Genomic DNA, 26,616 nt, shown 5'->3' on the forward strand with positions numbered 1-26,616 from the left:
AAAAACCTTGTTTGTATCATTATTCGACAGCATCCTAAAAAAATTATTTTGTATTTGAAAGGTAATTGTGGTAATTTGTTAGAATATTTAGTATTAAGATACATAAAGGAGGAGTTCTTATTGGAAGCAGCATTAAATAACATTAGTGGATTTGTATGGGGGTGGCCTCTGCTCGTCCTACTTGTGGGAACGGGTATTTACCTCACTATTCGCCTTGGGTTTCTCCAGTTTACCATGCTTCCATATGCGTTGAAGCAAGCCTTCACGAAGAAACAAGATAAAAACGCAGAAGGGGATATCTCTCACTTCCAGGCTTTGATGACGGCACTTGCCGCTACGATCGGAACAGGAAACATTGCCGGTGTCGCAACGGCTGTTTTTGTTGGTGGACCTGGTGCCGTTCTCTGGATGTGGATCAGTGCTCTCTTTGGAATGGCAACGAAATATGCTGAGGCAATCCTTGCTGTTAAGTACCGTTCGGTGAATTCGAATGGTGAAATGTCCGGTGGGCCGATGTACTACCTTGATAAAGGACTTAATATGAAGTGGCTTGGGATGATTTTTGCCTTTTTTGGTGCTTTCGCAGCTTTTGGAATCGGAAATATGGTACAGTCCAACTCAGTAGCAGATGCTGTCGCTACTTTCGGGATCGCTCCGTGGATTACTGGACTTGTCCTAATGTTCTTTACTGGAATGGTTATTCTCGGTGGGATTAAAAGCATCGGTAAAGTGACGGCTTACTTTGTTCCAGTTATGGCCTTATTTTATGTTATTGGTGGATTAGTCGTGATCTTTATGAATCTTAGCCTTGTTCCTGCTGCTGTTTCCCTTATCTTCTCAGACGCTTTTACAGGTGAAGCTGCTGCTGGTGGTGCCATTGGTGCCGTAATTCGTTATGGTGTTGCACGTGGAGTATTTTCGAATGAAGCTGGTCTTGGCTCTGCGCCAATTGCGGCAGCTGCTGCTAAAACCGATTACCCAGGACGTCAGGCACTTGTCTCTATGACACAGGTGTTCATTGATACGATTGTTGTCTGTTCCATCACTGGAATCGCGCTCGTTATGGGTGATCTCTATGGTGGAGATTTGAACGGAGCAGCCTTAACGACAGCGACGTTCGAGAAATTCCTGGGTGTTCCTGGAGCACTTATCGTTACAATAGGTCTTATTTTATTTGCTTATTCAACTGTTCTCGGATGGTCTTACTATGGCGAAAAATGCTTCTCTTATCTTTTTGGAGACGCGTCGATTAAATATTATCGTCTCGTTTTCGTATTGGCCGTTTTTGTCGGAACAACATTAAAACTAAACGTTGTTTGGCTTCTAGCTGATATTTTCAATGGCTTAATGGCACTACCAAACTTGATTGGACTTCTCGGTCTTTCAGGAGTTGTTGTCGCTGAGACAAAACGCTTCCTGGAGAAAGTGAAGGAAGAAAAGAGAGAAGCGCATTCAACGGGTGTATCTAATTAATACTTAAAAAAGGAGTCGGGAGCTCCCGACACCTTTTCTTATAAACTTTCTTCAATTTGAAACTGTTGCTGAGCAAGCTCTTTATAAAGACGGCTTGTCATATATAGCTCTTCATGTGTGCCCTGATCTGATACAATACCGTTTTCCATAACTAAGATTTGATCGGCATGAACAACGGTCGAAAGACGATGAGCAATAACAATCGTCGTACGTCCCTTCATTAAATTGTTCAACGCACGTTGAACCTGAACTTCTGACGTACTATCAAGACTAGATGTAGCTTCATCCAACAAAAGAATGTATGGATTTCGAACAATCGCTCTTGCAATTGCAATCCGCTGTCGCTGCCCACCAGAAAGCTTGATTCCTCTTTCGCCAATTTCTGTCTCAAAACCGTTTGGAAGATCTTGAATGAAAGGTAGGGCATAAGCTTGCTTTGCTGCCTCTTCAATTTTCTCATCTGAAACATCTTCTTCTAGCCCATAGACAATATTCTCTTTAATGGTTCCTGCTATGAGCGGACTTTCCTGAGAGACATATCCAATTTGCTTCCGCCATGAAACAAGTGAAAATTCATGAATGTTTTTTCCGCCAAGTGCGATTTCACCTTTTTGAGGTTGATAAAATCGTTCAATTAATGAAAATGTAGTCGTTTTACCGCTACCACTTGGACCAACTATTGCAGTGATTTTACCTGGTGGTACTTCAAAGGAAGCCTTTTTCAACACAAGTTCTTTCCCATAGGAAAATTCAACGTTATGAAATGAAAGCATCTTTGCTGGATCTTCAACTTCATCTCCGCTAAGTCGTTCTTCACTATCATGATCAAGTAAAAATTGCAGACGTTCTGTTGCACCCATTGCTTTTTGGATTGCTGTTAAGAACCTTGCCATTGAGCTGAATGGAATAATAATTTGAAAAAGGTATAAAAGAAAAGCGACAAGCTCACCAGCTGATAGTTCTCCTGTTGATACGCGAACGCCACCGTAGCCAACAATGACGACGAGAACCCCCATTAACAATAACGTCATAAGAGGCATAAGAAGGGCATAGATTTTCGCTTCCTTCATGCTGTAAGAGAAGACATTTTTAATGCCATTTTTCCCATTCTCTTCTTCCACATTCTCTGCCATCGAGAATTTCACAAGACGAACTTCTGATAATACTTGTGTGATTGTTGCTGTAAACTTAGCCGTTTCTTCCTGCAATCCCTTTGATACTTTATACATTCGCTTTCCGATAAAACGAATCCCAATCATCATAATAGGGACAACCGCAAGTAAAATGGCTGTTAATTTCCAATCAAGGTATAGTAATATCCCAATAGAACCGACAATCGACAGCGTACTCGTTAACAAACTAATTAAATGATTCGAGACAAGATCTTTTATTACTCCAGTATCATTCACAATACGACTTGTCGTATCCCCAACCCTATTGCTGTCAAAATAAGATATTTGAAGAGAAAGGACTTTCTTCATTAATCGCTCTCTCAACCGAGCTACCACTGTCTCTCCTATATACAACAGGAGGTACATAGATAAACCAGAGAAGATCGCCTGAACAACAAAGGCAGCAATTAATAATGTAATAACTCCCGAAGATAGCGAGCTACCTGAGAGCTGATCAACTAGATTTTTCGTAAAAAATGGCACGATTAATCCAGCTACGGTTCCAATCATACTCAATGCAATAGCAAGTGCTACAAGAGACTTTGAAGGATTTGTATCACGAATTAATTTTGATAGTCCGCGCCAATTCATTTTTTTCTCCGTATTTGCTTTTTGTTCCATTATATTCCCCCTTACGATCTCTCCTTAGTATACCTTGTCTTATCGTTAAATCAGAAAACGGAATGGAAATCATTCCGACGTTTCATTATTTCTCAAATACACACTCGCTAGAAACACTATGAAAAATAAGTATAGTGAGGCTATTGCGTTTGGCTATCAAGACTTTGTTAAGACAGAAAAAAGGAAGGGACAGTGCCCTTCCTTTAACATGATTTAAGATTAGAAGCTTTCTTTCACGACAACACGCTCAAGTGGGAAGCGAGCTGTTCCATGCGCTTCAACAGCTGCTTTACCAACAGAAATAAGCATTGTTGGTACATAACGCGAAGGAATGTTAAACTCTTCTACAAGGGCAACTGGATTAAAACCACCCATTGCCACCGTGTCATAGTCTTTTGCTTTTGCAGCAAGCATCAATTGCATTGCAGCCAATGAGCTATTCTTGATTGCTTCGCTTAAAGCAAAGCCTTCTCTTTCGTAAGCGCCATTGATTTGGCTAACAAGCGTTTCTTTTATAGCATTTTCCATGAATCCTAATTCAACTGCCTGGCCATAAATTTCTTCAGCATGTAGATTTGCTTCAAGGTCTCCTAGAATAACAATAGTAGCAGAGCTATCTACGATTTGTTGCTGATTAAAAGCAATTGGAAGTAGCTTTTCTTTTTGCTCATCACTTTCAATAACAAGGAACTTCCAATGTTGAAGGTTCCAAGAAGACGGAGCTTCAATCGTAGCATTTAAAATCTCATTCATAACTTCCTCAGGAATTTCGATTCCTTTTTCAAATTTCCTTACAGAATGACGATCTTTCATAACATCTAGAACACGATTGTTCTCTTGTACACTAACAGACATCGTTTGTTTCTCTCCTTTTTCTATCCATAAAATTTCTCTCTATTGATGGTCTAATAACCTATCTCACCCACACTATAATGTAACATATATCATTACAGTTAGAAAACAAAAAATCATTAGCAATTGTGGCAGTATCTTCCCTTTTTGCTAGTATTTTTATTAATCAAATTCTGAAATCCGTTTTTAACCTGCTTCACAAAAGAAGTTGCTGTGCGTTCAGGAAAATCAATGATTAATTTTAATCTTGATAGCTCCGTTGTTAGTTTAATTGCTAATTCAGGGTAAGCCAGATACAAAGCACGATAGGACGTTTGATCAAGTTGAATGAGCTCAACATTAGTTATTGTTTTTGCATACAAGTTTTGATGTACAAAAATAGAGCGATTGCCCAAAACATCATTCGGCCCAAGAACTGCTAGAGACTCATTCATGTTATCCGCATGATAAATGGCAATACTACCACTTTTAATAATATATACATCGCGATTTGTATGTTCTGGCTTTATCAAAAATCTTCCGTTGTTTCTCTTAATTAGCTGACCGGATCTTTCTAATCGATTCCAATCTTTCATATTAAGCTTGCTTCCTTCATTTCTTACCATCAGACCTGTACTCATGTCTGCTCACCCCCAACGTTTTTATTGAAACTTTTTTTGTTACAGTTAAGATATAAAACAAAAACAATTACTTATAATTGTTTTTGTTTTAGGCTTTGAATAATATCACGAATCGTATATTGTTTCAAGAATGCTGTTAAATGATTCTCAGCATCTGTGAAAATATCGCCCAGTACATTTGATAAATTCGCTCCCACAAGACAATACTGATTCGAATCAGGACACCTTGGTTGGAGAGTACCTATAGAAGTAAGGTTATAGATCTTATCAAGCGTGACATCTTCTACACGACAAGATAAAGTAAACCCACCTCCAGCACCCTCTTTTGAAACGATATAACCGTTTTTCTTGAGTAAACTAAGAATTTTTCTCATACGAACGGGATGGACAGAAGCACTTCCGGCAAGATAATCACTAGTTGCCATCTGCCCTGGCTTAATTGCGAGCAAAGCCAGACTGTGTACGGCGAGAGTAAAATCACTATTCAATTGCAGCGCCTCCCAACACTTTCTTCCACTTCCATCCTATCGTACTTCTTTTGTAGCTGGCAAGAAAATTTTAACAGGGAACTGCTTCCTCCGACTCATGTCGAAGCTGCTTAAGTTGTGCAGAAAGTTCCATGAACCATTGTTTATCTTTCGTAATTAAAGAAACTTCAATAAGGTTTAACAAGAAGGATTCATCCTGTTCAAAATTTGGTTCCTCCAGCTGGGAAATACGATTCTGGAAAGTTTCGATTACTTTTCCTACAGTTTCAGGATTATCACATTCTAGAACAAATACTTTAATCGTTCCAAGATAGTTATTTACAGATTCAACATATCCATGAATTAGTTCATCATGGACTGACTTTCCTTTTACCCAATCACCTTTTTGATATTGAGTTTGTTGATGTAATTGATTCATCATCATTTACCTCCTTATTTGGAAGACTAGTTTGTGTTCCAACTGAGTCAAGGTATAGTGTAATTCTAATTATTACAGTTCATTTTGTCAAGAAGAGGGTTTCTCATCTATTTGAAATGCATCTGCAATGAGTTTATAAGACTTCAGTCGAGTTTGAAAATCGTGTGTAATCGTATTAATGATCACTTCATCTGTTTGATAAGCATTTGCTAATTCTTCAATTTGTTTTTTCACCTGGGTCGGACTACCTACGATCATTCTTTTTCTGTTTTCCCGAATCCGTTCTTTATCAAACACTGTATATGGAAAGCTACGCGCTTCATCAGGGGATGGAAATCCGTCACCTGACTTTCCTTGTTCGATTAATAAGATCGATAAATCCAAACTAGATGCCAAATATTCTGCTTCTTCTTCTGTTTCACCACAAATGACAAATATAGCTACATTTGTTTTCGGTGTCTCGTTAAATTCAGATGGTACAAAACGAGAACGATATTTGTCAACCACATTCGTTCCACCATATCCATTAATGAAATGTGCAAAGGTAAACGCAAGTCCGCGCTGCGCTGCCATCATTCCACTTGCCCCACTTGATCCTAACAACCACATCTCAGGTGCCGTACTTCCAAGCGGTGTTGCTCGTACGTTCATTCTCTCAGGGTCTTCCCCTTTTAAATAGGCAGCTAGTTCGTTCACCTGCTCTAAATAGTTATCAATCCCCATACTGTTTCCCCCAGCGAGAGCTTTTGTAACATTCGGCATCCCTCCTGGAGCGCGTCCAAGCCCAAGATCAATACGATTGGGATTTAACGTTTCAAGCATACGGAAGTTTTCCGCTACTTTGTATGGACTATAATGTGGTAACAGCACCCCACCAGAGCCAATCCTCATACGCTTTGTGTTCGCTGCCAGATGTGAGATCAGGACTTCAGGACTAGACCCAGCCAGACTCTTCGTACTATGGTGTTCTGAAACCCAGAATCGATGAAAGCCTAGCTTCTCAACTTCTTGTGCAAGTACTGTTGTTTCTCTAAGTGCTTCTGTTGGCGTATTGCCTCTTGATACAGGTGATTGATCAAGTACGCTTAACTTCATATTCTTTCCGCTCCTTTAATGTAAAAATCATCATTACAGTTTATCTTATCAGATGAAAAATTGTTGACCAATAAATATGCTTACTATTAGATGAACCTCTTCATACTAGTAGTTACCCTTTTAAGACACAAAAAAACGGACCGTCACGCCCAATTGGTTACGCCGGTCCATTCTTTAGAAAATCATAAGCTCTCTTTATATGACGTCATTCTAGAAACTTAAGTCTCTGCAACAACGAGCTTAACCTGATGTCGCCTTAGCATTTCCTGCACTTTCTCTTCAGGAATTTGATCCGTAATAATAAGATCAATATCTTCAAGATGAGCAAAAGTAAAAAACTCAGAACGATAGAACTTTGAATTATCAGCAAGTGCGATAACATACTGAGATTGTTGAATCATCTTTCTTTTCACCATTCCATCTTCTTCATGAGCAATGGTTAATCCCTGCTTTGAGATTCCTATAACTCCTATAAAAGCAATATCTGCATTGTAGGTCGCCACCTTTTCGACTACAGCCGAACCATATAGGAAACGATGATCTTTCTCGAGTTTGCCTCCAAGAAGATGAATATCAATATGACTTCCGCTCGATAGAATATCTGCTTGATGAATGGAATTTGTAATCACTGTTGCTTGTTTATCAATTAGAAATTCAGCGCATGACTGAACGGTTGTGGATGCATCAAGAATAACCACGTCACCAGCGTTAACATATCCTGCGGCCATTTTGCCTATTCGCTGTTTTTCCTTTGACACAACTTTTAAGCGGTCATGATACGACTGGATCTCATGACGAAGCTGAGGAAGTACGGCTCCACCTCTTGTCCTCGTAACGGCTTCTTCTTCTTCAAGCTTCACAAGATCACGTCTCGCCGTGTCTCTTGACACTTGAAATAACTCGCAAATTTGATCTACAGATATTCTTCCGTGTTTTTTTAGATGATCTAAAATCGCTAGCATTCTTTCTTCTTGATACACTGCCTACACCTCATTTCCATGCACTTACATTATAAGTTTTCGTAAGTAATAAATCAATATTTATTAAGTGTTTTCGATTTTATATAAGTTTTTATAAGTAATTCTGCTTATTCTTATTATTTCCTCTTATTGCCCCATGATGATTTTTCGCATCATTACAATGGTAAACAAGATAGAACTTAAACAGTCAGTTCACAGAAAAATCCTAGACCATAAAATCCTTTTGCGCTTTACCTTGAAATAATGTATTATTGAAAATATTTACTAGATAAATGGAGGCTAATGATGAAGGGAAATTTAGATAAAGGCATTTTATTAATATCTTGCCCAGATAGAGAAGGAATTGTTTCAGCTGTCTCAACGTTTTTATTCACAAATGGTGCAAATATTATTCACTCTGATCAGCATTCGACCGATCCTGTTTTGGGACACTTTTTTATGCGCATCGAATTTAGCCACCCTCAATTAAACGAACAATTAGGAGAACTTAAAAGGGCTTTTGAAGAAACGGCATCTCCATTTCAAATGGAATGGTCCATAACGGCTTCTTCTAAAAAAACTCGTCTCGCTATTTTTGCTACGAAAGAAGATCACTGTCTTCAAGAGTTGATATGGAGATGGCAATTGGGGGAGCTACATGCGGAAATTGGAATGGTTATTAGTAATCATCTAGACTTTAAAGAATTAACGGAAAGCGCTGGGATCCCCTTTTATCATGTTCCAGTGACAAAAGATTCGAAAGCACAAGCAACAGCTGAACATCTTCATTTACTTGAAGAGCAACAGTTCGATACGGTTATTCTTGCAAGGTACATGCAAATCATACCTGAAGAAATTATTAACCTTTATCACAACGACATCATTAATATTCATCATTCATTCCTACCAGCCTTTATCGGTGGTCACCCTTATCAACAGGCCTTTGATCGAGGCGTCAAGATTATCGGGGCAACAGCCCATTATGTGAATGCAAAGCTTGATGAAGGTCCAATCATCGAACAGGACATCACTCGTATTACTCACCGTTATAATGTGAACGATTTGAAAAGACATGGCAAAGACATCGAACGCATCGTCCTCTATCGCGCAGTGAAATGGCACCTTGAAAAGCGTGTTATTGTTCACGGCAACAAAACAATTGTTTTTCAATAATGTTCCATAAGAAAAAGCACCCGAATCGGGTGCTTTGCTTATTTTAGTAAGCCCATACTGCGCCAACGATAATCAAAAGAATGAACAATACAACGATTAGCGCGAAACCTTGACCATAACCGTAACTCATGCGTATCCCTCCCTTCATGCTAATTTAACAAGAAAGGTTTAGTAGCCATATCCTCCGCCGTAACCGCCGTAGCCACCTTTTCCGTAACCACCACACTGACCGCCGTAGTTAGCTCCACCAACTGCCGCAGCTCCAACGATAATCAAAAGAATAAACAATACTACGATCAACGCAAAGCCTTTACCGTAGCCTCCGCCATGCCCTTGCTCTTTTCCACCACTCATTAGAAAACCCCCTTTCCTGGAAGGTTACTAATACTATATGTCGTAAGAAAAAGAAGGATTAGGCTGGTGTCCATAGTTAGATAGAATTATCATTTCTACTTATTTGTCACGCTTAAATAATGCCTGCTACAGCAAGTAAAATAATGACAAGAAGAATGAAAAGAATCAGAAACAAAATCAGTTCATCCACTGAGATCCCCCCGTATTTGGTCGTTTAATAACATATGTGACTCTGGGCGCGCCGGTGAATTCGCGTTCTCGTTTTCCAATTCATAACCAGATCATCTTATTGAGATCTCGAGTGAGCCGTCATTCAATAATCATTACCATAGCCTAAAAAATGCCCCTTCCTATTGGAAGAGGCTTAGCTCATTGCATTATTCCATCGTGTTCCCTTTAGCAGGAATAGGATTTTCATTAAAGATTCGTGCAAAATGAATTAAGTTATACGCCATTGTTTTCGCATGACCGGTAGAAAAGTCATTCTTTTGACCGTTCGCTTCGATATAAGAAGCGCCTGGTCCGGCTTCTCCAACCCAGTAAGCATCTACGTTTGGAGGAACGGTAATGCCAATATGAGAAAACCCGTATAGCACAGAAGCCGCTGCATGCTTAGCACCATCTTCGTTTCCTGTAATCACGACGCCGCCTACTTTATTGTAGTATAACGACTGCCCTTTCTCATTTGTTAATCCGCTTCCTCCGTATAATCGCTCGATTGCAAGCGTAGCGACACTACTCTTTTCACCTAGCCAGAGAGGAGTACCTAGTATGATAATATCCGCTTCTTTTACTTTTTCAAAAATAACTGGCCATTCATCTCCATGACCTTCATCTTCCGAAACACCATAAGCGATTTTATAATCGCTTATGCGAATGCTTTCAGATTCAATTCCCTCTTTCTTAAAAATCGCTTCTGCTTCTTGATAAAGAGCATCCGTGTTAGAAGTCGTTTCACTCGTTTTAAGAGAACAATTTAGAAATAGTGCTTTCATATTAATAAACTCCTCCTTCACCTTTGGTTATTCCTACCAACTATTTACCTCCTAGAAAAAAACTTAAACAAAAGAGCACTTGAAATAAGATCCAAGTGCTCTTTCCTTTGCTATTCTGTTATAAGTAATAATGGAGCCTCATTTAAGAACTTCATCATGTTTTGTCCATCTTCTGATACTTTTGCCCATGCCGGTGACTGCATTGCTTCTTCTAATTGCTCTTTTGAACTAAATTCAATAGTAGCTGTTAAGAAATAGTTCTTGTCTGTATTCATTGCTGCCGTCACATAGTTAACTTCAGCATTCGTAACGTTCGGAACATCCTTTACAAGAGCCATATGATTGTTCTCATAATAGTTCTTAAACTCATCGACATCTTTCGGTTCTTGATAAATCACTATGATTTTTGCCACTTTTCATCGCTCCCATTGATTTAGTTATTCATCTACATCATAAGGTCAGTGAAGCTGATAAGAAAGTAATATGCACCGCTAAAGTTTATACTGATCCGCTTAGCTTTTTTCGATTCGACCTCATTTTCCCGAATAGAAGCAGAACAATGATGATCGCACTTGCCCATATAAACCGCGTTTGGTACTTTTCTAAGTTCGCTAAATCATGACCTACAATTGTGTATAAAATGGTTCCAGGAATTTGACCTAGCGCAGTAGCTAACGCAAACGATCGAAATGAAATGCGACTTAACCCTGCAAGAAAGCTAATAAAATCAAACGATACAATCGGGACTAATCTGGCAACGAGTATTAAGAAAAAACCATTTTTCCCGCTGTACCGATTGGCCTTTTCAAGAATGTCGCTCTTCTTTGTTACTTTTTCAACAAATGCGGCTCCAAACCATCTTGCTAGCCAAAACATCACGAGAGCAGCTGCCATTCCACCTGACCAAGAAACGAGGAAGCCAAGTGGAATTCCAAAAGCGAGACCGTTAGCTGCTGTAATGACAAAGGATGGGAGCGGCGCGAGAATTCCTTGCGCAATCATTAAAGCAATACTAATAACGGGCGCCCATATTCCTAAGGAGCGAAAGTAATCAGCGAGCAGAGGGAGTGAATCAAGCGAAATAAATGAACGCATTTGAGCCAACCATGGTGGATTGATTAAAAAGATGATTATAATAACGATTAGGAGACATACTCCTATCCCTATCAAGGGTTTGGTGGACTTTTTCATAATTAACCCCGATTCTGAAAAAACTATAACATAAACGCTCACGATATCATTATCAGGTTGGTAAGGTATGGTCACAAAAATGATCATAGCATCTTATGAATGATAAAATCTATTTCTTACAACCTTGAGCGTTCAAACATTCTCATTGAGGTAGATTTTTTTTGTTTTACGTTACCCCAAAAGAGGAAAACATCGTTATAATAACGTTACAATAACTATTACATAGGAGGTGAACCCTTACAACTCTGTAAGGGCCTTATTGGAACTAATCAAAGTAATTGCTGTTCTATTGTTAATTGTATTAACGGCATTTTTCGTAGCATCTGAATTTGCGATCGTAAAAATTCGAAGAACGAGAATAGATGCACTTGCCAGTGAAGGAAACAAGAAAGCCAAAGCCGTTCAAAAGGTACTTGGTAACTTAGATGGGTATCTTTCAGCATGTCAATTAGGTATTACCATTACAGCGCTAGCTCTTGGTTGGCTTGGTGAAGAAACCGTTGAACAGCTTCTGCATCCTTTATTTGAGCTTATTAACCTTCCTGACTCAATCGCTACACCAGTTACGATTGCGCTCGCCTTTGCGATTATAACCTTTCTACACGTTGTTCTTGGTGAGCTTGCTCCGAAGACATTTGCAATTCAAAAAGCGGAAGCTGTTAGTTTACTTCTAGCTGGTCCACTTATCTGGTTCTATCGTATAATGTATCCGTTTATTTGGGCATTAAATGGTTCAGCTAGAGGCGTGGTAAAGTTATTTGGTCTTAAATCAGCGAATGAACATGAACAAGCCCATTCTGAAGAAGAACTTCGACTCATTTTATCTGAAAGCTACAAAAGTGGGGAAATCAATAAATCCGAAATGGAATTTGTGAATAATATCTTTGAATTTGATGAAAGAATGGCCCGAGAAATCATGATTCCAAGAACGGAAATGACCTGTCTATTTTTGGACAACACTACTGAAGAAAATCTTGAAATCATGAAGAATGGTAAATATACACGTTATCCTGTCGCTGATGGGGATAAAGATAAAATCGTTGGGGTCGTTAACATTAAAGAAATTTTAACACAGTACAAATGGGGCGAAGAGCTTATACTTAATGAATACATCCACCCCATTAATCACGTTATTGAAACTGCCCATATTAAGACACTACTAGCGAAAATGCAAAAGAGTCACAATCATATCGCGATCGTCGTCGATGAGTATGGTGGAACGGCCGGACTCGTTACAGTTGAAGATATACTTGAAGAAATTGTTGGCGAAATTCAAGATGAATTTGATTTTGATGAAAAAGCGCCTATACGAGAAGATTCAAATGGACAAACAATCGTCGATGGAAAAGCTTTAATTAGTGATATCAATGAGCTACTCGGAACATCAATTGATCATAAAGAAGTGGATACAATTGGTGGCTGGATCCTAACTCATGATATAGAACCGGAACAAGGAACATCATTTACCGTAGAAGGCTATCAATTTACAGTTCGTGAAGTTGATGGACATCAGATTAAAGAATTAGAAATTAAGCAACAAGTATAAGAAAAGCTGTCTCCTCAAATTGCATGTAGCAATGAGAGAGACAGCTTTTTCCGATTATGAGAGAAGGTCAATCCAAATCTTAATAGACGTTCCAAGAATTAGGGCAGCAAGCACCCATTGAAGAATTTTTGTATTGATCTTCTTACCAGCATTCGCACCAAGTGGCGAAGCAATTAAGCTTGCGACAATCATTATCGCAGCAGGAAGTAAAAGAACCTGCCCTGTTGCGAGTTTTCCAACCGTCGAACCTATCGAAGAAATAAACGTGATCGCAAGAGAAGATGCAATCGTCATCCGCGTCGGAATCTTTAGCACGACGAGCATGATCGGAACGAGAAGGAATGCTCCTGCGGCGCCAACGATCCCAGCGCCAATACCTACAATAAAGGCAAGAGCTGATGAAAGTAGTTTATTGAATTTCACCTGATCAAGCGGTATATCATCAATGCCTTTTTTCGGTATAAACATCATGACAGCTGCAATCGCAGCAAGCAGTCCATAGACGACATTGATTCCCTGTTCGGACAAAATGGTCGAACCATATCCTCCAATAAAACTACCGATTAGAATACTAACCCCCATGTAGAGGATCAATTGCTTATTAAGATAACCACCTTTACGGTAAGCCCAAACACCACCAATGGTTGCGAAGAATACCTGAACTGCACTAATACCAGAAACTTCGTGGGCACTAAATGCCGCAAAACCGAGTAGTGGTGGGATATAAAGTAGCATCGGGTATTTAATAATCGAGCCACCGATTCCAACCATTCCTGAAATAAAAGATCCAATAAATCCAATTGCAAAAATCGTTATTATAAAACTCAAATCCATCCTGTTCACCCCTTACATTAAAACGGAGGTACTTATTCAGTACCTCCTATCATGTACTAAGCTTTTTTAATCCAGAAATAGAACACGCCGTCTGTTTCTTCAGACTTCATTAGTTCATGACCACCTGATTTCGCCCATGCAGTAAGGTCACTTTGAGCTCCTTTATCAGTCGCTTGAACTTCAAGAACTTCACCTGACTCCATGTCTTTCATTGCTTTTTTTGTTTTTACGATTGGCATTGGGCATGCTAGCCCTTTTGTATCTAATGTTTTTTGTGCATCCATTTGTAATTCCTCCTTATTAGTTAACCGCACAGCGGTTTGGTCCAATTTCCATTTCTCTTTTTGTTTCTTCATCAGGGGTAATTTTCCCCATATTTGTTTCACGAATTTCCTGATAAGCATTAGGCTGTGGAGGAAGATTTTCGGTTACCATTTTTCTGAAATCTTCTTCCTTCTCCACATTTAGACCATCATTCTTTTGGTAAAGATCCTGGAGTTTTGCAGACACGGCTCCATTTTCATCAAGCTCAGCCATTTTTGAGAAGTGAGCTGGAAGAACAACTAATTCCCCTGCCATCTCTTTATACCGGTTATAAAGTGTTGTGCGAAGGTCAAGAACCCAATCTTCAGCTTTGCCAGCTAAATCCGGGCGACCAATTGATTCAACAAATAGAATATCACCAGTTAAAAGGTAAGCATCATTGATCATAAGTGACGTACTTCCGATGGTGTGTCCTGGAGAGTAGATCGGTTCAACTGTTACGTTTCCAATAGACACTGAAGTTCCTTCTTTAAGTGCTGAATATTCGAATGTTACTTCACCAGCATCTTCTTCTGGAAGGTAATACGTTCCATTTACCTGGTCAGCTAACGACTTCCCCCCAGAAATGTGATCTGCGTGAAGATGTGTGTCAAATGTTGCTTTAATCGTAAGACCTTTGTTTTCTGCAAAGGTTGTGTAATTCTCAATCATTCGATTCGCATCCACAATAGCAGCCTCTCCATTTGATTCAATCAAATATGAAAGACACCCTTTACCAAGGCGAACAAATTGATAGAGTGCTCCTCCCGGAAGATCGCCTACTTTAACAGGCTCAAGGTATTCACTCCATGCCTTCATTCCGCCAGAAAGATAAGATACATTCTCCATTCCCGCTTCAACGAGTTCTTCACCTACAAAGATCGAAGAACCTTCTTTTGCACATACAACTAGAATTTCTTTATCCTTTGGAAGCTTTGGCAGGATCTCTTCAACGCCGTCAATTAAATCGAAGTAAGGAACATTCATAGACGTAACAGATTCACCTTCGATTTTCCAATCGCCATAAGCTTCTTCATTTCTTACATCGAGAATAAAAAGCTCTTGCTTATTAATCACTTTTTTTGCTACTTCACTTGCATGTTTTTGTTTCAAATCCACCTCATATACCCCCGTCCGTATTTATGTTTCCAAAAAAAATTAAGTTGTACGCGGGGAAAAAATCCCCGCCCTTTTATCTTTTAAAGATCAGATGTAGTAGGACCATCCCACTCGGACATTCCTGGCACAACATTGATCACATCATAGCCATTTTCAGCTAACTTTTGAGCCGCAAGATCGCTTCTTGTACCTGTACGACAAACTACATAAATCTTCTTCCCTTTATCTAACTCTGCCATACGGTTATCTAAATCGCCAAGTGGCAAAGAAATCGCATTTGGAAGGTGACTGAACGCATATTCTGCTGGCTCTCTTACGTCAACGATCGTCATTTCATCATCTGAGAGTTTAGCTGTAAGATCTGCATTTGAAATCACATGTGGATGACTCTGCTCAAGTGTCGTCTCACCATCTGAAGCCTTACGAAGATAATGTTTCAAAACGTCACCTTCTTCAATTGTTCCAAGATAGTGATGCCCTACTTTGTCAGCCCATGCCTTAAGATCTGCTTTTGATCCTTTATCTGTTGCTAGGATTTCAAGAACGACTCCTGATTCAAGATCCTTCATCATTTTCTTCGTTTTCACAATTGGCATCGGGCACGCTAGGCCCTTTGCATCGAGTACGTGATCAGTTTGTATCATTAGTCTACCTCCTGTAGTCGTTATTCTGTTTCTCCAGTCCATTCAAGCATGCCGCCTGTCATATTTAACACGGAATACCCGTTTGATTTTAGAACCATAGAAGCCATGCTGCTTCTGCCACCTGATCGGCAGACGATAATATGCTCCGTTTCCTTATCAAGCTCATTCATTCTTCCCTGTAATTCATTAACCGGTAGATTGTAGGCACCAGGAATCTTTCCTTCTGCCACCTCTTCTGGTCCGCGAACATCGACAATACTAATTGATTTATTTTCCTTCAACATGTTATTCACTTCAGTTGGCGTTACATCTTTTACATAACCAGACATTCTAATTCCCCCTATTTCCACATATTCATTCCGCCGCGAACATTCGATACAGACGTGAATCCTTGTCTCTTCAATTCTCCGCAAGCTTTTGAACTTCTCATTCCACTTTGACAAATCACGACGACTTCTTTATTAGGATCCAGTTCTTTTGTGCGTTTGCTAAGTTCGTTGAGCGGCATATTTTTAAATTGCTTCACTTTTTGACCTTTATATTCACCAGGTGTACGAACATCAATAAATTGAACATTGCGATCGCCAAACTTCCTTTTTGCTTCTTCAGAGGTGATCGTTGTTACACCTTTTCCTGGTCCTACCTTTTTATAAATGAACCATCCAGCTATCACAATGACAGCTATTAGCAAAAGTTCCATTCTTTTCGCTCCTTAAATGAAGAGATTGACGTTACCATCTTCAGCGTCGCCTAGATATGCAGCAACACCTGCATACTCGATTTCTTCTAGCAGCTCATCCTTTTGAAGACCTAAAAGATCCATTGTCATCGTACAAGCAACGAGCTTCACTTCCTGTTCTTGCGCAAGCTCAATCAGCTGCGGAAGTTCTGTTACATTGTGCTTCTTAATGACGTTCTTAATCATCTTCTTACCCATTCCACCATAGTTCATTTTTGAAAGACCCATTTTATCAGCACCGCGGGGCATCATTTTGCCAAACATTTTCTCTAGGAACCCTTTATTGACTTCAACTTGCTGATCTTTCCTAAGAGCGTTTAACCCCCAGAATGTATGGAAAATGGTTACCTCATGGTCATATGCGGCGGCACCATTCGCGATAATGTAGGCAGCCATTGCTTTGTCGTAATCTCCACTAAATAGGACAATCGTTGTTTTCTTTTGTTCACTCATTCTATTTCCTCCTCTTATACACCTTGGGGTATATAATGTGTTAAATTTTTTTATTATCGACTTCTTACTAAAAGATTAACAGCTTCCTTCACAACATCATCAGTAGATTCTCCCTGTTCAATCTGTTGGTGAAGACACTGTTCAAGATTTGAACTTACAATTAATCCAATCGAACGATCGATACCAGAACGAGTGGCAGAAAGCTGATTTACAATGTCTTCACAGCTTTTCTCTTGTTCCATCATCTGGATAACACCGCGAATTTGTCCTTCAATTCGCTTCAATCGATTCATAACTGCTTTATCATATTGCATTTCATTTCCTCCTCACCTTATACCCTACGGGGTATAAAATCAAGTAAAAAAATTTATCTGTAAATCGAATTCGTTTGTGTTTTTTAATACCTATAGGGGTATTATAACGCACCTGTATGAAATGTCAACACCCTGGTTTTAAGAAAGCCAATTGATTTGAATAATAAAATACGTGGCGATCAGTGCAATCATTAACAACACTACTATAAGAAGAAACACAACAATCCATGAAGAAGAAGGAACCTCAAATTTCATAATGCGTTTTTTCGTTCGGTAGAACTGCACCGCTCCTCCAGCGATCGTTAATAATCCAAAAAATAAAGATGAGAAACTAATGAACACGGCGACCTGATCATCAGCTCTCTCTCCAGCAGCTCTAGTAAAATGTAAGCTTGCTGTTAGAAAACCAATACCAATGATCGCAATAGAAGTTCGAACCCATGCTAGAAACGTGCGCTCATTCGCTAATAACTGTTGCACACGTCCATCTGCCTTTTTATTTTCCACCCTTATTCACCTCACATGATCTGTATTATATACCCCTTAGTGTATGTATTCAATGTAGAAATCTTATTCAACTACTCTTATTCTTCTATCATGAACAAAAAAAGCAGAATCCATTAGGATTCTGCCCCTTCTTCAAATTCATCCAAATATTCTCCGTAACCCTTTTCTTTCATTTCGTCTTTTGGAATAAAATCAAGCGCTGCAGAGTTTAAGCAATAGCGGAGACCTGTTGGTTCAGGGCCATCTTCAAACACGTGACCTAAATGAGAGTCAGCGTTCATACTTCTTACTTCCGTCCTAACCGTAAACCAGCTTTTATCCTCTTTCTCTACAATGTTCTCAGGTACAAGGGGCTTTGTGAAGCTAGGCCATCCTGTTCCTGATTTATATTTATCCGCTGAACTAAAAAGAGGTTCTCCTGAAACGATATCGACATAGATTCCTTCTTCTTTGTTATCCCAATACTCATTATCAAAAGCTTTCTCTGTGTCGTCCTCTTGCGTCACACTATATTGAATCGGTGTAAGCATCTCTTTTAGCTCTTCATCAGAATACGTGAGATTTGTCTTCGCTTCTGGTGCATCTACCTCAAGATCATCTCCCCATGCTTTCTCAAGAAACTGATCTCGTCCTGAATTATTTCGATAATATTTATAACGCAGTTCATTTTCTTTGTAATAATCTTGATGATACTCTTCCGCTACATAAAATGTTTCTGCTTGTTCGATAGGCGTGACAATAGGTTTATTAAATCTGTTTGAACTTTGAATTTCTTCCTTAGACGCTATAGCAGCTTTCTTTTGCTCTTCATTATGATAGAAAATTCCAGATAAATATTGGTCTCCCCTATCAACAAACTGTCCTTCATCATCAGTAGGATCGATTTGTCTCCAAAATACATCTAACAATGTTTCATAGCTCACAACGGAAGGGTCATAATATACTTGGACAGCTTCTACATGCCCGGTTCCACCAGAAGATACCTCTTCATAAGAAGGGTTTTCTGTATTCCCGCCAGTATAGCCTGAGACCGCTTCTCTTACGCCATCTAATTTCTCAAACGGCGGCTCCATACACCAGAAACATCCTCCTGCAAAAGTCGCCACCGCTTCATTATCCTGTACAGCTTGTGCTGGCTCGCTTCCATAAGAACGTTTAAAAATCACATCATAAAGTTTTGGAATAGCAAATACGAGCACTGCCGCAATCCCAATTAACAGAAACCATCTCGTTATCTTCATTCATTATTCCTCCTTCTTCTCAAGTGGAAGCATAAACCAAAATTCGCTGCCATGACCTACGTTACTTTTAACGCCTATCTTCCCTCCATGAAGCTCAATCAATTGTCTCGATATGGCTAGACCCAGTCCGGAACCCCCGTACCTTGTGTTACGCGATTTCTCAACACGGTAAAAACGATCAAAAATCCGTTCTTGTTCTTCTTTCGGAATTCCGTTTCCTTCATCTCTTATAAAAAAGAGAGCAGCTGTCTCAACCTTTTTCAGTGTAATATGGATCGTAGAATGATCATCTGAGAACGCGATTGCATTTTGAATTAAGTTCGTAAGCACGCGTTTGATATGGTCTGGCATCATAGGGATGACACCTAGCTCTTCATCAATTTCAACTGCAAGTTCAATCTCTCTCTCTTGTAGCTTGCGATCGAACTGCTGTAGCGTTTCAACTAAAACGACGTCAGGGTGAACGAATCTAGGTTCATATGGTAAAGTGCCACTTTCTAGTTGAGATAAATTCAACAGCTCTTCAATCAAGTGACTAAGCCGTTCTGTTTCTCTTTCGATCGTATCTAGATACTGTCTTTTTGTTTTCTCATCTGTAACGACGCCATCTTGAAGTGCTTCAGCAAAGGATCGAATCGAAGAAACAGGTGTCCTTAAATCATGAGAAACGTTCGCAATCAATTCTGTTTTGTATTGCTCCGAACGCTTCACTTCTGAAAACATTAGATTTAGCTTCTCGGACATCACATTGAAATGCTGTGCAAGCTCCTGTATTTCTGTTGGCCCTTGCTCTGCCACCTTGACATCGAACTTTCCTTCAGCGATTCTGCTCGTATCTTCCGTCATCTGATTCACTGACTTCAAAATTTGCGATGTGAATATAAAATGAGCCAACATCGATAGAGAACCAGCTCCAATCGTAATGAACGTAAGGGTGAGGATCAGTTCAGGTGAAAGGACCATTCTTACGTAACTAATAATGAGAAAGACTAGGATAAAAGCAATCGATATCCCATTGGCAAGCATTAGCATCGTTCGCAATTTCATGTTGATTCTCCTTCAAACTTATACCCGATGCCCCATACGGTTTTAATCCATTTAGGCTCTGCTGAATCTTTTTCAATTTTTTCACGTAGACGTCTTATATGAACATTTATCGTATTGCCATCACCGTCGAATTCATATCCCCATATCGCTTCAATCAATTGTGAGCGAGGAAAGACACGTGTAGGATGACTGGCTAACAAATAGAGAAGTTCAAATTCCTTAACAGTCAATTCCACTTCATTCCGATCGACTGTTACCTTTCTTCGAGATTCATCAATTGTAAGCTCACCGTACGTTAAGAAAGAGGCATTCTCCGCATGTTGTCGTTTCGTCCGACGCAATATATTTCGCACTCTAAGAACAAGCTCTCTTGGGCTAAACGGTTTAGTTAAATAATCATCCGCGCCGACCGTTAATCCTAAAAGACGATCTCGTTCCTGACCTAAAGCTGTCAGCATAATAATAGGAACATCATCGACCGCTCGAATCTCCTCCGCCGTTTCCATTCCATCTTTTAACGGCATCATCAAATCAAGTACAATGAGATCTGGCTTCTCTTTTTCCCACCTACTTATAGCCTCTTCTCCATCTGCTGCAGTAATCACGTGATACCCATCTCTCTCCAAATACCTCCTACTAACGTCAAGTATGGATTCTTCATCATCCACTAGTAGGATTTTTTCTGCCAATGCACTTCACCTCTATTCCTTATGAAACAGTTCCGCAAAGCCGAAATCAACTTCAAAAGCTTTGCACCAAACGACAATCCGATCGCCTTCTTCAAGTGAAGACGAATCAGGAATGCGATAGTTCTGACTGCCAACATTTCCTTTCAATTTCCCAAGTATCGTTCCTTCATCTGTTGACTGCCCTTCTTTTACGAGTACAGTATATAAGTCAGGACCATTCGTCACTTCGAAGTTCTCAAACCTAACCCATTGTTTCGAATCAGTGTAAAACGATGTGACGTTACCTGAAGCATGATGGGTATCATCACCATCGACAAACATCCCTGAGTGGGATACAGCTGGTGATTCTTCATTGGATGTCTCTTCAGCATTAGTTGTTGCTTCAATCGTTGTCGGGAGATCTTCATCAACCACTTCATCAAGAAAAAGAGGAGAAACCATCCACCATCCAACCACGATCAAAAGCACAAGAAAGATACTTCCAATCCATCCTTTCTTACTCATCAACATCGTTCCTTCCTCTTATAGGATATCCTCATCATAAGAAATAAAAATTAGTGATTCCTGAAGAAAGTATTACGATTTGATTAACTCTTCTCTAGTGTAACTCATTTTAAACGTTGCGTAGATGTTTGATCGGTTTTGAAAAGGGGTCCGGGTGTATCATCATTTTTCTGGTTAAACAAAGCTATAGGTGATAGGATATGAGTATAGAATTCAACCATATATTTATTGTAAGGAGTATATACGATGAAAAAATATAATATTCCTGTCGAAGCTGCCCTGGAAGTGATCGGAGGAAAGTGGAAAGTCGTCATACTCTGTCATTTAATAGAAGGCACAAAGCGTACAGGTGGACTTAAAAAGTTGATGCCTGGCATAACTCAGAAAATGCTGACCCAACAGCTACGTGAGTTAGAGACAGATGGTGTGATACTAAGAAAGGTCTATAACCAAATCCCCCCTAAGGTTGAATATTCTCTTACGGACTATGGATGGTCTTTAAAAGAAATTCTGGATTCACTTTGCGCTTGGGGAGAACAACATATTGAGAAAACCTATCCATGTAAAGAAGACGTTCTTCTTCAGCCTGAAGAGCGTGACACAATGAAAGCCTAATTGCCATTCTTTCCACATAGCTCATATCAGAATCAACCATCCCATATAAAAACGGTACGCCACTCAATAGTGACGTACCGTTTTTTTGTTATCTTCGTGCAGATGTCAATTTGTCAGGAGACGGTAGCCACCTGTCGAACGCCAAGAGTTTCGAAAAGAAAGGCATTGCGAACAAAGTGGAAATAAATAAAGTAAAGACTAAAATAAAAGGTACGCCCCATATCGTGGCGATAACTTCAGACGACTGCTGTTCTAAGAACCATTTAATAACAAATCCATGGAACAAGTAAATCGCAAAAGTTCTTGATCCGAGTGGTGTAAATACAATTGGTCCCTCTGGAATCATTGAAAAGAACAAGAACATCACAATTGCTGTACCAACATAATAAGTTAGTCGAATCAACAAGTCTGTGTTTGATTCATAAACATACGTACCATAAAGTAGATCAGCAAGTCCTTCTATTTTGTATAAATAAAACAGTAGGAACAATCCGCCGAGCACAACAGGGGCTATCCACTTCATATGTGGAAATCTGATCGGTTTTTTTCGACATCCCATGACCATCCCAAGTACGAAGAAAGGCAAGAAAACAAAAAGTCGATCTAATGATAAAAATCTCTCAACATCAAAATAACCCACAGCGAGCCCTGCACCAATACTTAATGGAAGCAAAATGCTTGCTTTCATTTTAAGCAAAAGCGGTGAAATCAGTTTATAAGCGGCTATACATAAAAGGAACCACATTGCCCATCGCGGCGTTAGAAACTCGATTGCAAATGACTTTTGATAAAGGTTTGTATAATAAATCGAATAAACAACTTGAAAAATCACATAAGGCAATAAAAACGTTGTAAATATTTTCCAGAAATACCTAGTTCCAGATGCTTTTCTAGTGAAATAACCAGCTAGGAAAATAAATGCAGGCATGTGAAAAATAAAAATAACGTGGTAGAGACTATACAAAAAACGTGAATCGTCAATAAACGGAGTCAGCATATGTCCGCCCACTACTAACAATATTAATATAGCTTTACTATTATCGAAATACGCAATACGTTCTGACACGAAAAACAACCTCCTCAAAGGATTGAAAGACGATCACACGTATCGTCTTTCTCTATATACCCACTTTTTCGTATTTTCACCCTATATCTTTGTAAGTTATTCGCACCTTACCTATATTAATCTGTCAATATCACCAAAAGAAAGAATATTCAGATGATGTTTTCGTGTAATTCACACCCTTTTTACTAGTTAACACCAGGTCAAACGAACCAATTTTTAGTGAAAACGTTTGAATTAATAGAAAAATGTATTTTTTCTGAATAATTCTATTGTTTTTTCTCCCGGTGGTGAGTAGAATGAATGTTATATTTTCATACATCGAAAAGGAGGCGGGAGACATGATCACATTTGTCGGAGCCATTTGTTTATTGATTGTTGGCTATTACGTTTATTCTAAGGTGGTTGAACGAATTTTCGGCATAGACGATGATCGTGAAACGCCTGCATATACAAAGCAAGACGGCATGGACTTTATGCCAATGAGCTGGTGGAAAGGAAGTTTGATTCAGCTACTTAATATTGCTGGACTAGGTCCTATTTTTGGAGCCGTTCTTGGTGCTCTTTATGGACCAGTTGCGTTTATTTGGATCGTCATTGGTTCCATCTTCGCAGGGGCTGTTCATGATTATTTCTCCGGTATGATGTCGCTTAGACATAACGGTGAACAATATCCATCTCTCGTAGGTCGTTACCTTGGGAAGGGCGCAAAAGGAACAATCAATATTATCTCGATCGTTCTGATGATTCTAGTAGCTGCTGCCTTTACAGCTGGACCTGCCCAGCTGATGGCGCAGGTTACACCGCTTAATTTTACAATGAGCTTAGTCTTAATCTTTGCTTATTTCGTTTTAGCAGCCATTCTTCCAGTTAATAAAATTATTGGGCGTATTTATCCGATTTTCGGCGTCATTCTTATTCTGATGGCCGTGTCAATCGCAATCGGCTTGTTCTTTATGGACAATCCTGTACCAAACTTAACACTAGCCAATCTTCATCCAGATAATTTGCCATTATGGCCACTCTTAATGATCACAGTATCTTGTGGAGCGATTTCAGGATTCCATTCGACTCAAAGCCCAATCATTGCAAGAACAATGAAACGTGAAAGCGATGGAAAAAAGGTTTTCTATGGAGCGATGATTGCAGAGGGAGTAATTGCTCTTATCTGGGCGGCTGCCGGAATGACTTTCTTTGGAAGTACAGGTGGACTTCAAGGTGCCCTTGCAGCAGGAGGACCGTCTGGGGTTGTAAATGAAATCAGTTCATCCTTACTTGGAACGTTTGGAGGCATCTTAGCAATCGTTGGCGTCATCATACTTCCAATCACAACGGGGGATACATCACTTCGATCGTCTCGAATGATGTTAGCTGATTTGTTTACTAAAAAAGGAAAGTCAGAAGCGGCAGATGGAAAAGGCAAAACGCTTTTGTTAACGGCAGCTGTTGCCACACCAACTTTTCTTTTAACCCAAATTGATTACACTTTCCTTTGGAGATACGTAGGATTCACGAATCAGCTTGTTGCCACTGTGATGCTTTGGACAGCGGCCATGTATCTAGTTAAAAAGCAAAAATTTCATTGGATTTGTAGCGTTCCAGCACTTTTCATGACTATGACCGTAGCTACCTATCTCTTTCTTGCACCAGAAGGATTTCAGCTACCTTATGCGACATCCATGTTCATGGGTGGAGGCATCACATGTTTAACTGCTGGATGGTTTGGTTATCAGCTGTGGAATGCACGCAAAAAAGAAAACGTACCAGTAGAAAAAGTAGCATAGAAAAAAGAACATTCCTCTTTACATATAAGAGGAATGTTCTTTTTTAGATTGGGGCGCCGTGTCGCAAATTGTGAGGCTGTTCTTAATGGATTTCCGCTCTTTAGGATTCGGAATAACAGCGGGCTTTCCAATATGAAGCATGCCAACAATAACATCATCAGCTTCTAGCCCGATTCCTTCTCGAAACACCGGATCAAAAATAAATCCATTTGTTTTCCACACGACCCCAAGTCCTTTTGACCAGGAAAGAAGCTGGACATTTTGTATGAACGCACATGTAGCTGCAAAATCTTCATGTCTTTCTTTAGCTGATTCAGAGGACTTCATATAAACAACTAAATGAATGGGGATTTCATTAATGAATTGATTGATTTTCTCCTTCTTCTTCTCGCTCTTCTCTTCATCCAACTCATTACGGACAATGCTTTCCTGCACTTGATCAATGAGTTGACCTTTCCCATCCCCTTTGTATAGGACAACTTCCCATGGTTCTCTAAATTTATGGTTTGGAGCCCATTTGGCATCTTCAAGTATCTCCACAATTGTATGTAGAGGAATATCGTCTGGATGAAATTTGCGAATCGTTCTTCTCGAAACAATTGTATCCTGAATCATCTCATACATGTCTAAAGCACCCTTTCTCTATATACCTGCTTATCTTTGTGGCAATTAGATCTATTCAGATAAACTATTCTAATACTTATTTTATTGATAATGATTATCAATGTCAAATGGAAAATGATCATATTATGAATTTTACCCATTAGATCACTTTTAACGAATTAAAAAAGAAGCCTACTTTATAGGCTTCCGCTTTTCTGATAATAATTTGCCACAAGCTGATCCATTACTTTACTTGTTCGTAAAGCTGTCTTACCAGTACTTGGTGAATGACTTTCTCCATTCAACTCATTTACGATCGTCTGAATTAAAGGTTGTTGAACATGCTCAGGGTAGACGACTTCGATTTCACGTTCGCCCTGTTCATCTTTCAGAATCATTGGACGCTCTTGGAGAGTGGAATAGAGGAGTGACCCTTTATCACCAACAATCTCATTCCAATCTTCATTCTTATAAGAATTAAAGCACCATTGCCCCGTACCGTGAACACCTGATTCAAAGACGTATGAACCAGAGACAATATCTTCAGCCTGATATAGCTCCGCCTGATTCGTTGCAAATCCATTTACACTTTCAATAGGTCCAAGTACATAATCAAGAAAATCTAACGTATGACTTGCAAGATCAAAGAAGTGACCACCGCCTGAAATTTCCGGCTGCACGCGCCATGGCAAGTTTCCGTTCTTTTCTTGTTCAGAAGCTTTCTTATGGTGCACCGTAGTAACAAATCGAATGTTACCAAGAGCTCCACTCTCGATTACTTCCTTCACTTGCAGTAAGGCAGGCATAGCACGGCGATAGAAGGCAACAAACAGTGGCACGTCGTTCTCTTCGCATGCCTTAATCATCTCCTCGCATTCCTCTGTATTTAGTGCCATTGGCTTTTCCACATAAACAGGCTTTGAGGCTCTAGCTGCAAGAATGGCGTATTCTTTATGTGTTGATGGTGGCGTAGCGATATAAATCGCATCTACTTCTTCATCATGAATGAGTGCTTCTGCATTTGTGTACCACTTTGGAACATTGTGTCTTCTAGCATAGTCTTCAGCAAGTGTTGCGTCTCGACGCATAACAGCAACGAGCTCTGAATTCTCGGCTTTCTGAAAACCCGGGCCGCTCTTCTTCTCTGTCACATTCCCACAACCGATGATTCCCCAGCGAATTTTCTTCACATGAACACCC

The 26,616-nt window shown here is 39.6% G+C and carries 32 protein-coding genes and 1 pseudogene; 5 read left to right on the forward strand and 28 right to left on the reverse strand.

Going from position 1 to position 26,616, the window contains the following annotated elements; all coding sequences use genetic code 11:
- Window positions 1-120 precede the first annotated feature (120 nt).
- Window positions 121-1,473, forward strand: a complete 1,353-nt coding sequence (locus tag AC0VYO_RS18080; RefSeq protein ID WP_194218851.1) for an alanine/glycine:cation symporter family protein — start codon at window positions 121-123, stop codon at window positions 1,471-1,473.
- A 38-nt stretch (window positions 1,474-1,511) separates the two neighbouring features.
- Here AC0VYO_RS18080 and AC0VYO_RS18085 read toward each other — a convergent pair whose 3' ends face one another.
- The 7 genes from AC0VYO_RS18085 to AC0VYO_RS18115 form a co-directional block, all read right to left on the reverse strand.
- On the reverse strand, window positions 1,512-3,266 hold the full coding sequence (locus AC0VYO_RS18085; RefSeq protein ID WP_475367940.1) for an ABC transporter ATP-binding protein: 1,755 nt from the start codon (window positions 3,264-3,266) through the stop codon (window positions 1,512-1,514).
- Between the two features lie 219 nt (window positions 3,267-3,485).
- On the reverse strand, window positions 3,486-4,121 hold the full coding sequence (locus AC0VYO_RS18090) for a nitroreductase family protein (RefSeq protein WP_194218849.1): 636 nt from the start codon (window positions 4,119-4,121) through the stop codon (window positions 3,486-3,488).
- 116 nt (window positions 4,122-4,237) lie between these two features.
- Entirely contained in the window at window positions 4,238-4,738 is a 501-nt protein-coding gene (locus AC0VYO_RS18095) for a Crp/Fnr family transcriptional regulator (RefSeq protein ID WP_475367941.1), read from the reverse strand.
- Between the two features lie 71 nt (window positions 4,739-4,809).
- Entirely contained in the window at window positions 4,810-5,226 is a 417-nt protein-coding gene (locus tag AC0VYO_RS18100; protein ID WP_194218847.1) for an RrF2 family transcriptional regulator, read from the reverse strand.
- Window positions 5,227-5,296: 70 nt separating this feature from the next.
- On the reverse strand, window positions 5,297-5,644 hold the full coding sequence (locus tag AC0VYO_RS18105) for an IDEAL domain-containing protein (protein ID WP_194218846.1): 348 nt from the start codon (window positions 5,642-5,644) through the stop codon (window positions 5,297-5,299).
- A gap of 87 nt (window positions 5,645-5,731) precedes the next feature.
- Complete coding sequence (locus AC0VYO_RS18110; RefSeq protein ID WP_475365815.1) at window positions 5,732-6,739, reverse strand: LLM class flavin-dependent oxidoreductase; 1,008 nt, start codon at window positions 6,737-6,739, stop codon at window positions 5,732-5,734.
- A gap of 218 nt (window positions 6,740-6,957) precedes the next feature.
- Window positions 6,958-7,719 carry a DeoR/GlpR family DNA-binding transcription regulator gene (locus tag AC0VYO_RS18115; protein ID WP_475367942.1) on the reverse strand — a complete coding sequence of 254 codons (762 nt, stop codon included), beginning with the start codon at window positions 7,717-7,719 and terminating at the stop codon, window positions 6,958-6,960.
- Between the two features lie 285 nt (window positions 7,720-8,004).
- Between AC0VYO_RS18115 and purU the strand changes: the two genes are divergently transcribed.
- The gene (purU, locus tag AC0VYO_RS18120; protein ID WP_475367943.1) at window positions 8,005-8,871 is read left to right on the forward strand and encodes a formyltetrahydrofolate deformylase; all 867 of its coding nucleotides are present in this window, start codon (window positions 8,005-8,007) and stop codon (window positions 8,869-8,871) included.
- A 43-nt stretch (window positions 8,872-8,914) separates the two neighbouring features.
- On the opposite strand, the gene AC0VYO_RS18125 is transcribed toward purU, so the two are convergent.
- From AC0VYO_RS18125 to AC0VYO_RS18145, 5 genes and pseudogenes are all read right to left on the reverse strand, one after another.
- Window positions 8,915-9,001: a YjcZ family sporulation protein gene (locus AC0VYO_RS18125; protein ID WP_136948892.1), complete on the reverse strand. Its 87-nt coding sequence runs from the start codon at window positions 8,999-9,001 to the stop codon at window positions 8,915-8,917.
- Window positions 9,002-9,120: 119 nt separating this feature from the next.
- Window positions 9,121-9,225: pseudogene (locus AC0VYO_RS18130) on the reverse strand (YjcZ family sporulation protein); the annotation flags it as partial.
- A 377-nt stretch (window positions 9,226-9,602) separates the two neighbouring features.
- On the reverse strand, window positions 9,603-10,220 hold the full coding sequence (locus AC0VYO_RS18135; protein WP_194218841.1) for a flavodoxin family protein: 618 nt from the start codon (window positions 10,218-10,220) through the stop codon (window positions 9,603-9,605).
- A gap of 110 nt (window positions 10,221-10,330) precedes the next feature.
- The gene (locus AC0VYO_RS18140; RefSeq protein ID WP_194218840.1) at window positions 10,331-10,633 is read right to left on the reverse strand and encodes an EthD family reductase; all 303 of its coding nucleotides are present in this window, start codon (window positions 10,631-10,633) and stop codon (window positions 10,331-10,333) included.
- An 85-nt stretch (window positions 10,634-10,718) separates the two neighbouring features.
- A complete protein-coding gene (locus AC0VYO_RS18145) occupies window positions 10,719-11,315 on the reverse strand; it encodes a TVP38/TMEM64 family protein (protein WP_430244828.1) in 597 nt (198 codons plus the stop codon).
- A gap of 355 nt (window positions 11,316-11,670) precedes the next feature.
- On the opposite strand from AC0VYO_RS18145, the gene AC0VYO_RS18150 reads away from it, so the two are divergent.
- The gene (locus AC0VYO_RS18150; protein ID WP_430244829.1) at window positions 11,671-12,957 is read left to right on the forward strand and encodes a hemolysin family protein; all 1,287 of its coding nucleotides are present in this window, start codon (window positions 11,671-11,673) and stop codon (window positions 12,955-12,957) included.
- A 54-nt stretch (window positions 12,958-13,011) separates the two neighbouring features.
- On the opposite strand, the gene AC0VYO_RS18155 is transcribed toward AC0VYO_RS18150, so the two are convergent.
- From AC0VYO_RS18155 to AC0VYO_RS18215, 13 genes are all read right to left on the reverse strand, one after another.
- Window positions 13,012-13,791, reverse strand: coding sequence for a sulfite exporter TauE/SafE family protein (locus AC0VYO_RS18155; protein WP_430244831.1), 780 nt, complete (start codon window positions 13,789-13,791; stop codon window positions 13,012-13,014).
- 56 nt (window positions 13,792-13,847) lie between these two features.
- Window positions 13,848-14,075, reverse strand: coding sequence for a sulfurtransferase TusA family protein (locus tag AC0VYO_RS18160; RefSeq protein ID WP_194218836.1), 228 nt, complete (start codon window positions 14,073-14,075; stop codon window positions 13,848-13,850).
- A gap of 16 nt (window positions 14,076-14,091) precedes the next feature.
- On the reverse strand, window positions 14,092-15,213 hold the full coding sequence (locus tag AC0VYO_RS18165; RefSeq protein ID WP_475367944.1) for an MBL fold metallo-hydrolase: 1,122 nt from the start codon (window positions 15,211-15,213) through the stop codon (window positions 14,092-14,094).
- An 80-nt stretch (window positions 15,214-15,293) separates the two neighbouring features.
- Window positions 15,294-15,857 (reverse strand): sulfurtransferase TusA family protein, encoded by a 564-nt coding sequence (locus tag AC0VYO_RS18170; protein ID WP_475365820.1) that lies wholly within the window; start codon window positions 15,855-15,857, stop codon window positions 15,294-15,296.
- 20 nt (window positions 15,858-15,877) lie between these two features.
- Window positions 15,878-16,186 carry a rhodanese-like domain-containing protein gene (locus AC0VYO_RS18175; protein ID WP_475367945.1) on the reverse strand — a complete coding sequence of 103 codons (309 nt, stop codon included), beginning with the start codon at window positions 16,184-16,186 and terminating at the stop codon, window positions 15,878-15,880.
- Between the two features lie 11 nt (window positions 16,187-16,197).
- A complete protein-coding gene (locus AC0VYO_RS18180) occupies window positions 16,198-16,557 on the reverse strand; it encodes a rhodanese-like domain-containing protein (protein WP_404683267.1) in 360 nt (119 codons plus the stop codon).
- Window positions 16,558-16,569: 12 nt separating this feature from the next.
- Window positions 16,570-17,049: a DsrE/DsrF/DrsH-like family protein gene (locus AC0VYO_RS18185; protein WP_194218831.1), complete on the reverse strand. Its 480-nt coding sequence runs from the start codon at window positions 17,047-17,049 to the stop codon at window positions 16,570-16,572.
- Window positions 17,050-17,102: 53 nt separating this feature from the next.
- Entirely contained in the window at window positions 17,103-17,363 is a 261-nt protein-coding gene (locus tag AC0VYO_RS18190) for a metal-sensitive transcriptional regulator (protein WP_194218830.1), read from the reverse strand.
- Between the two features lie 138 nt (window positions 17,364-17,501).
- Window positions 17,502-17,870, reverse strand: coding sequence for a YidH family protein (locus AC0VYO_RS18195; RefSeq protein ID WP_226615201.1), 369 nt, complete (start codon window positions 17,868-17,870; stop codon window positions 17,502-17,504).
- 113 nt (window positions 17,871-17,983) lie between these two features.
- The gene (msrB, locus tag AC0VYO_RS18200; protein WP_475367946.1) at window positions 17,984-19,111 is read right to left on the reverse strand and encodes a peptide-methionine (R)-S-oxide reductase MsrB; all 1,128 of its coding nucleotides are present in this window, start codon (window positions 19,109-19,111) and stop codon (window positions 17,984-17,986) included.
- A 3-nt stretch (window positions 19,112-19,114) separates the two neighbouring features.
- The gene (locus tag AC0VYO_RS18205) at window positions 19,115-20,158 is read right to left on the reverse strand and encodes a sensor histidine kinase (RefSeq protein WP_475367947.1); all 1,044 of its coding nucleotides are present in this window, start codon (window positions 20,156-20,158) and stop codon (window positions 19,115-19,117) included.
- Complete coding sequence (locus AC0VYO_RS18210; protein ID WP_475367948.1) at window positions 20,155-20,847, reverse strand: response regulator transcription factor; 693 nt, start codon at window positions 20,845-20,847, stop codon at window positions 20,155-20,157. Before AC0VYO_RS18210 ends, AC0VYO_RS18205 begins: the two co-directional genes overlap by 4 nt.
- Before the next feature lie 12 nt (window positions 20,848-20,859).
- Complete coding sequence (locus tag AC0VYO_RS18215) at window positions 20,860-21,351, reverse strand: DM13 domain-containing protein (protein WP_475367949.1); 492 nt, start codon at window positions 21,349-21,351, stop codon at window positions 20,860-20,862.
- Window positions 21,352-21,597: 246 nt separating this feature from the next.
- Here AC0VYO_RS18215 and AC0VYO_RS18220 point away from each other — a divergent pair, with 246 nt between their 5' ends.
- Complete coding sequence (locus AC0VYO_RS18220; RefSeq protein ID WP_194218824.1) at window positions 21,598-21,966, forward strand: winged helix-turn-helix transcriptional regulator; 369 nt, start codon at window positions 21,598-21,600, stop codon at window positions 21,964-21,966.
- An 88-nt stretch (window positions 21,967-22,054) separates the two neighbouring features.
- Here AC0VYO_RS18220 and AC0VYO_RS18225 read toward each other — a convergent pair whose 3' ends face one another.
- The gene (locus AC0VYO_RS18225; protein ID WP_194218823.1) at window positions 22,055-23,032 is read right to left on the reverse strand and encodes an acyltransferase family protein; all 978 of its coding nucleotides are present in this window, start codon (window positions 23,030-23,032) and stop codon (window positions 22,055-22,057) included.
- A 338-nt stretch (window positions 23,033-23,370) separates the two neighbouring features.
- Here AC0VYO_RS18225 and AC0VYO_RS18230 point away from each other — a divergent pair, with 338 nt between their 5' ends.
- A complete protein-coding gene (locus tag AC0VYO_RS18230) occupies window positions 23,371-24,813 on the forward strand; it encodes a carbon starvation CstA family protein (protein WP_475365825.1) in 1,443 nt (480 codons plus the stop codon).
- Between the two features lie 18 nt (window positions 24,814-24,831).
- Here the strand turns inward: AC0VYO_RS18230 and AC0VYO_RS18235 are convergent, their stop codons facing one another.
- Together AC0VYO_RS18235 and AC0VYO_RS18240 are read right to left on the reverse strand one after the other, a co-directional pair.
- Window positions 24,832-25,437, reverse strand: coding sequence for a nitroreductase family protein (locus AC0VYO_RS18235; protein ID WP_194218821.1), 606 nt, complete (start codon window positions 25,435-25,437; stop codon window positions 24,832-24,834).
- A 176-nt stretch (window positions 25,438-25,613) separates the two neighbouring features.
- Window positions 25,614-26,606, reverse strand: coding sequence for a Gfo/Idh/MocA family protein (locus AC0VYO_RS18240; RefSeq protein ID WP_475367950.1), 993 nt, complete (start codon window positions 26,604-26,606; stop codon window positions 25,614-25,616).
- Between the last annotated feature and the right edge of the window lie 10 nt (window positions 26,607-26,616).

This window comes from Anaerobacillus sp. 63XJN7_4_ISO-PGPR-S23-413 (assembly GCF_056173725.1).

What these genes read in the sequence shown, in the direction of transcription:
- AC0VYO_RS18085 (WP_475367940.1), bottom strand. Translation starts at nt 3,266, where the DNA reads ATGGAACAAAAAGCAAATACGGAGAAAAAAATGAATTGGCGCGGACTA.
- AC0VYO_RS18090 (WP_194218849.1), bottom strand. Translation starts at nt 4,121, where the DNA reads ATGTCTGTTAGTGTACAAGAGAACAATCGTGTTCTAGATGTTATGAAA.
- AC0VYO_RS18095 (WP_475367941.1), bottom strand. Translation starts at nt 4,738, where the DNA reads ATGAGTACAGGTCTGATGGTAAGAAATGAAGGAAGCAAGCTTAATATG.
- AC0VYO_RS18105 (WP_194218846.1), bottom strand. Translation starts at nt 5,644, where the DNA reads ATGAATCAATTACATCAACAAACTCAATATCAAAAAGGTGATTGGGTA.
- AC0VYO_RS18110 (WP_475365815.1), bottom strand. Translation starts at nt 6,739, where the DNA reads ATGAAGTTAAGCGTACTTGATCAATCACCTGTATCAAGAGGCAATACG.
- purU (WP_475367943.1), top strand. Translation starts at nt 8,005, where the DNA reads ATGAAGGGAAATTTAGATAAAGGCATTTTATTAATATCTTGCCCAGAT.
- AC0VYO_RS18125 (WP_136948892.1), bottom strand. Translation starts at nt 9,001, where the DNA reads ATGAGTTACGGTTATGGTCAAGGTTTCGCGCTAATCGTTGTATTGTTC.
- AC0VYO_RS18135 (WP_194218841.1), bottom strand. Translation starts at nt 10,220, where the DNA reads ATGAAAGCACTATTTCTAAATTGTTCTCTTAAAACGAGTGAAACGACT.
- AC0VYO_RS18145 (WP_430244828.1), bottom strand. Translation starts at nt 11,315, where the DNA reads ATGCGTTCATTTATTTCGCTTGATTCACTCCCTCTGCTCGCTGATTAC.
- AC0VYO_RS18155 (WP_430244831.1), bottom strand. Translation starts at nt 13,791, where the DNA reads ATGGATTTGAGTTTTATAATAACGATTTTTGCAATTGGATTTATTGGA.
- AC0VYO_RS18160 (WP_194218836.1), bottom strand. Translation starts at nt 14,075, where the DNA reads ATGGATGCACAAAAAACATTAGATACAAAAGGGCTAGCATGCCCAATG.
- AC0VYO_RS18170 (WP_475365820.1), bottom strand. Translation starts at nt 15,857, where the DNA reads ATGATACAAACTGATCACGTACTCGATGCAAAGGGCCTAGCGTGCCCG.
- AC0VYO_RS18175 (WP_475367945.1), bottom strand. Translation starts at nt 16,186, where the DNA reads ATGTCTGGTTATGTAAAAGATGTAACGCCAACTGAAGTGAATAACATG.
- AC0VYO_RS18180 (WP_404683267.1), bottom strand. Translation starts at nt 16,557, where the DNA reads ATGGAACTTTTGCTAATAGCTGTCATTGTGATAGCTGGATGGTTCATT.
- AC0VYO_RS18185 (WP_194218831.1), bottom strand. Translation starts at nt 17,049, where the DNA reads ATGAGTGAACAAAAGAAAACAACGATTGTCCTATTTAGTGGAGATTAC.
- AC0VYO_RS18190 (WP_194218830.1), bottom strand. Translation starts at nt 17,363, where the DNA reads ATGCAATATGATAAAGCAGTTATGAATCGATTGAAGCGAATTGAAGGA.
- msrB (WP_475367946.1), bottom strand. Translation starts at nt 19,111, where the DNA reads ATGAAGATAACGAGATGGTTTCTGTTAATTGGGATTGCGGCAGTGCTC.
- AC0VYO_RS18205 (WP_475367947.1), bottom strand. Translation starts at nt 20,158, where the DNA reads ATGAAATTGCGAACGATGCTAATGCTTGCCAATGGGATATCGATTGCT.
- AC0VYO_RS18215 (WP_475367949.1), bottom strand. Translation starts at nt 21,351, where the DNA reads ATGAGTAAGAAAGGATGGATTGGAAGTATCTTTCTTGTGCTTTTGATC.
- AC0VYO_RS18220 (WP_194218824.1), top strand. Translation starts at nt 21,598, where the DNA reads ATGAAAAAATATAATATTCCTGTCGAAGCTGCCCTGGAAGTGATCGGA.
- AC0VYO_RS18230 (WP_475365825.1), top strand. Translation starts at nt 23,371, where the DNA reads ATGATCACATTTGTCGGAGCCATTTGTTTATTGATTGTTGGCTATTAC.
- AC0VYO_RS18235 (WP_194218821.1), bottom strand. Translation starts at nt 25,437, where the DNA reads ATGTATGAGATGATTCAGGATACAATTGTTTCGAGAAGAACGATTCGC.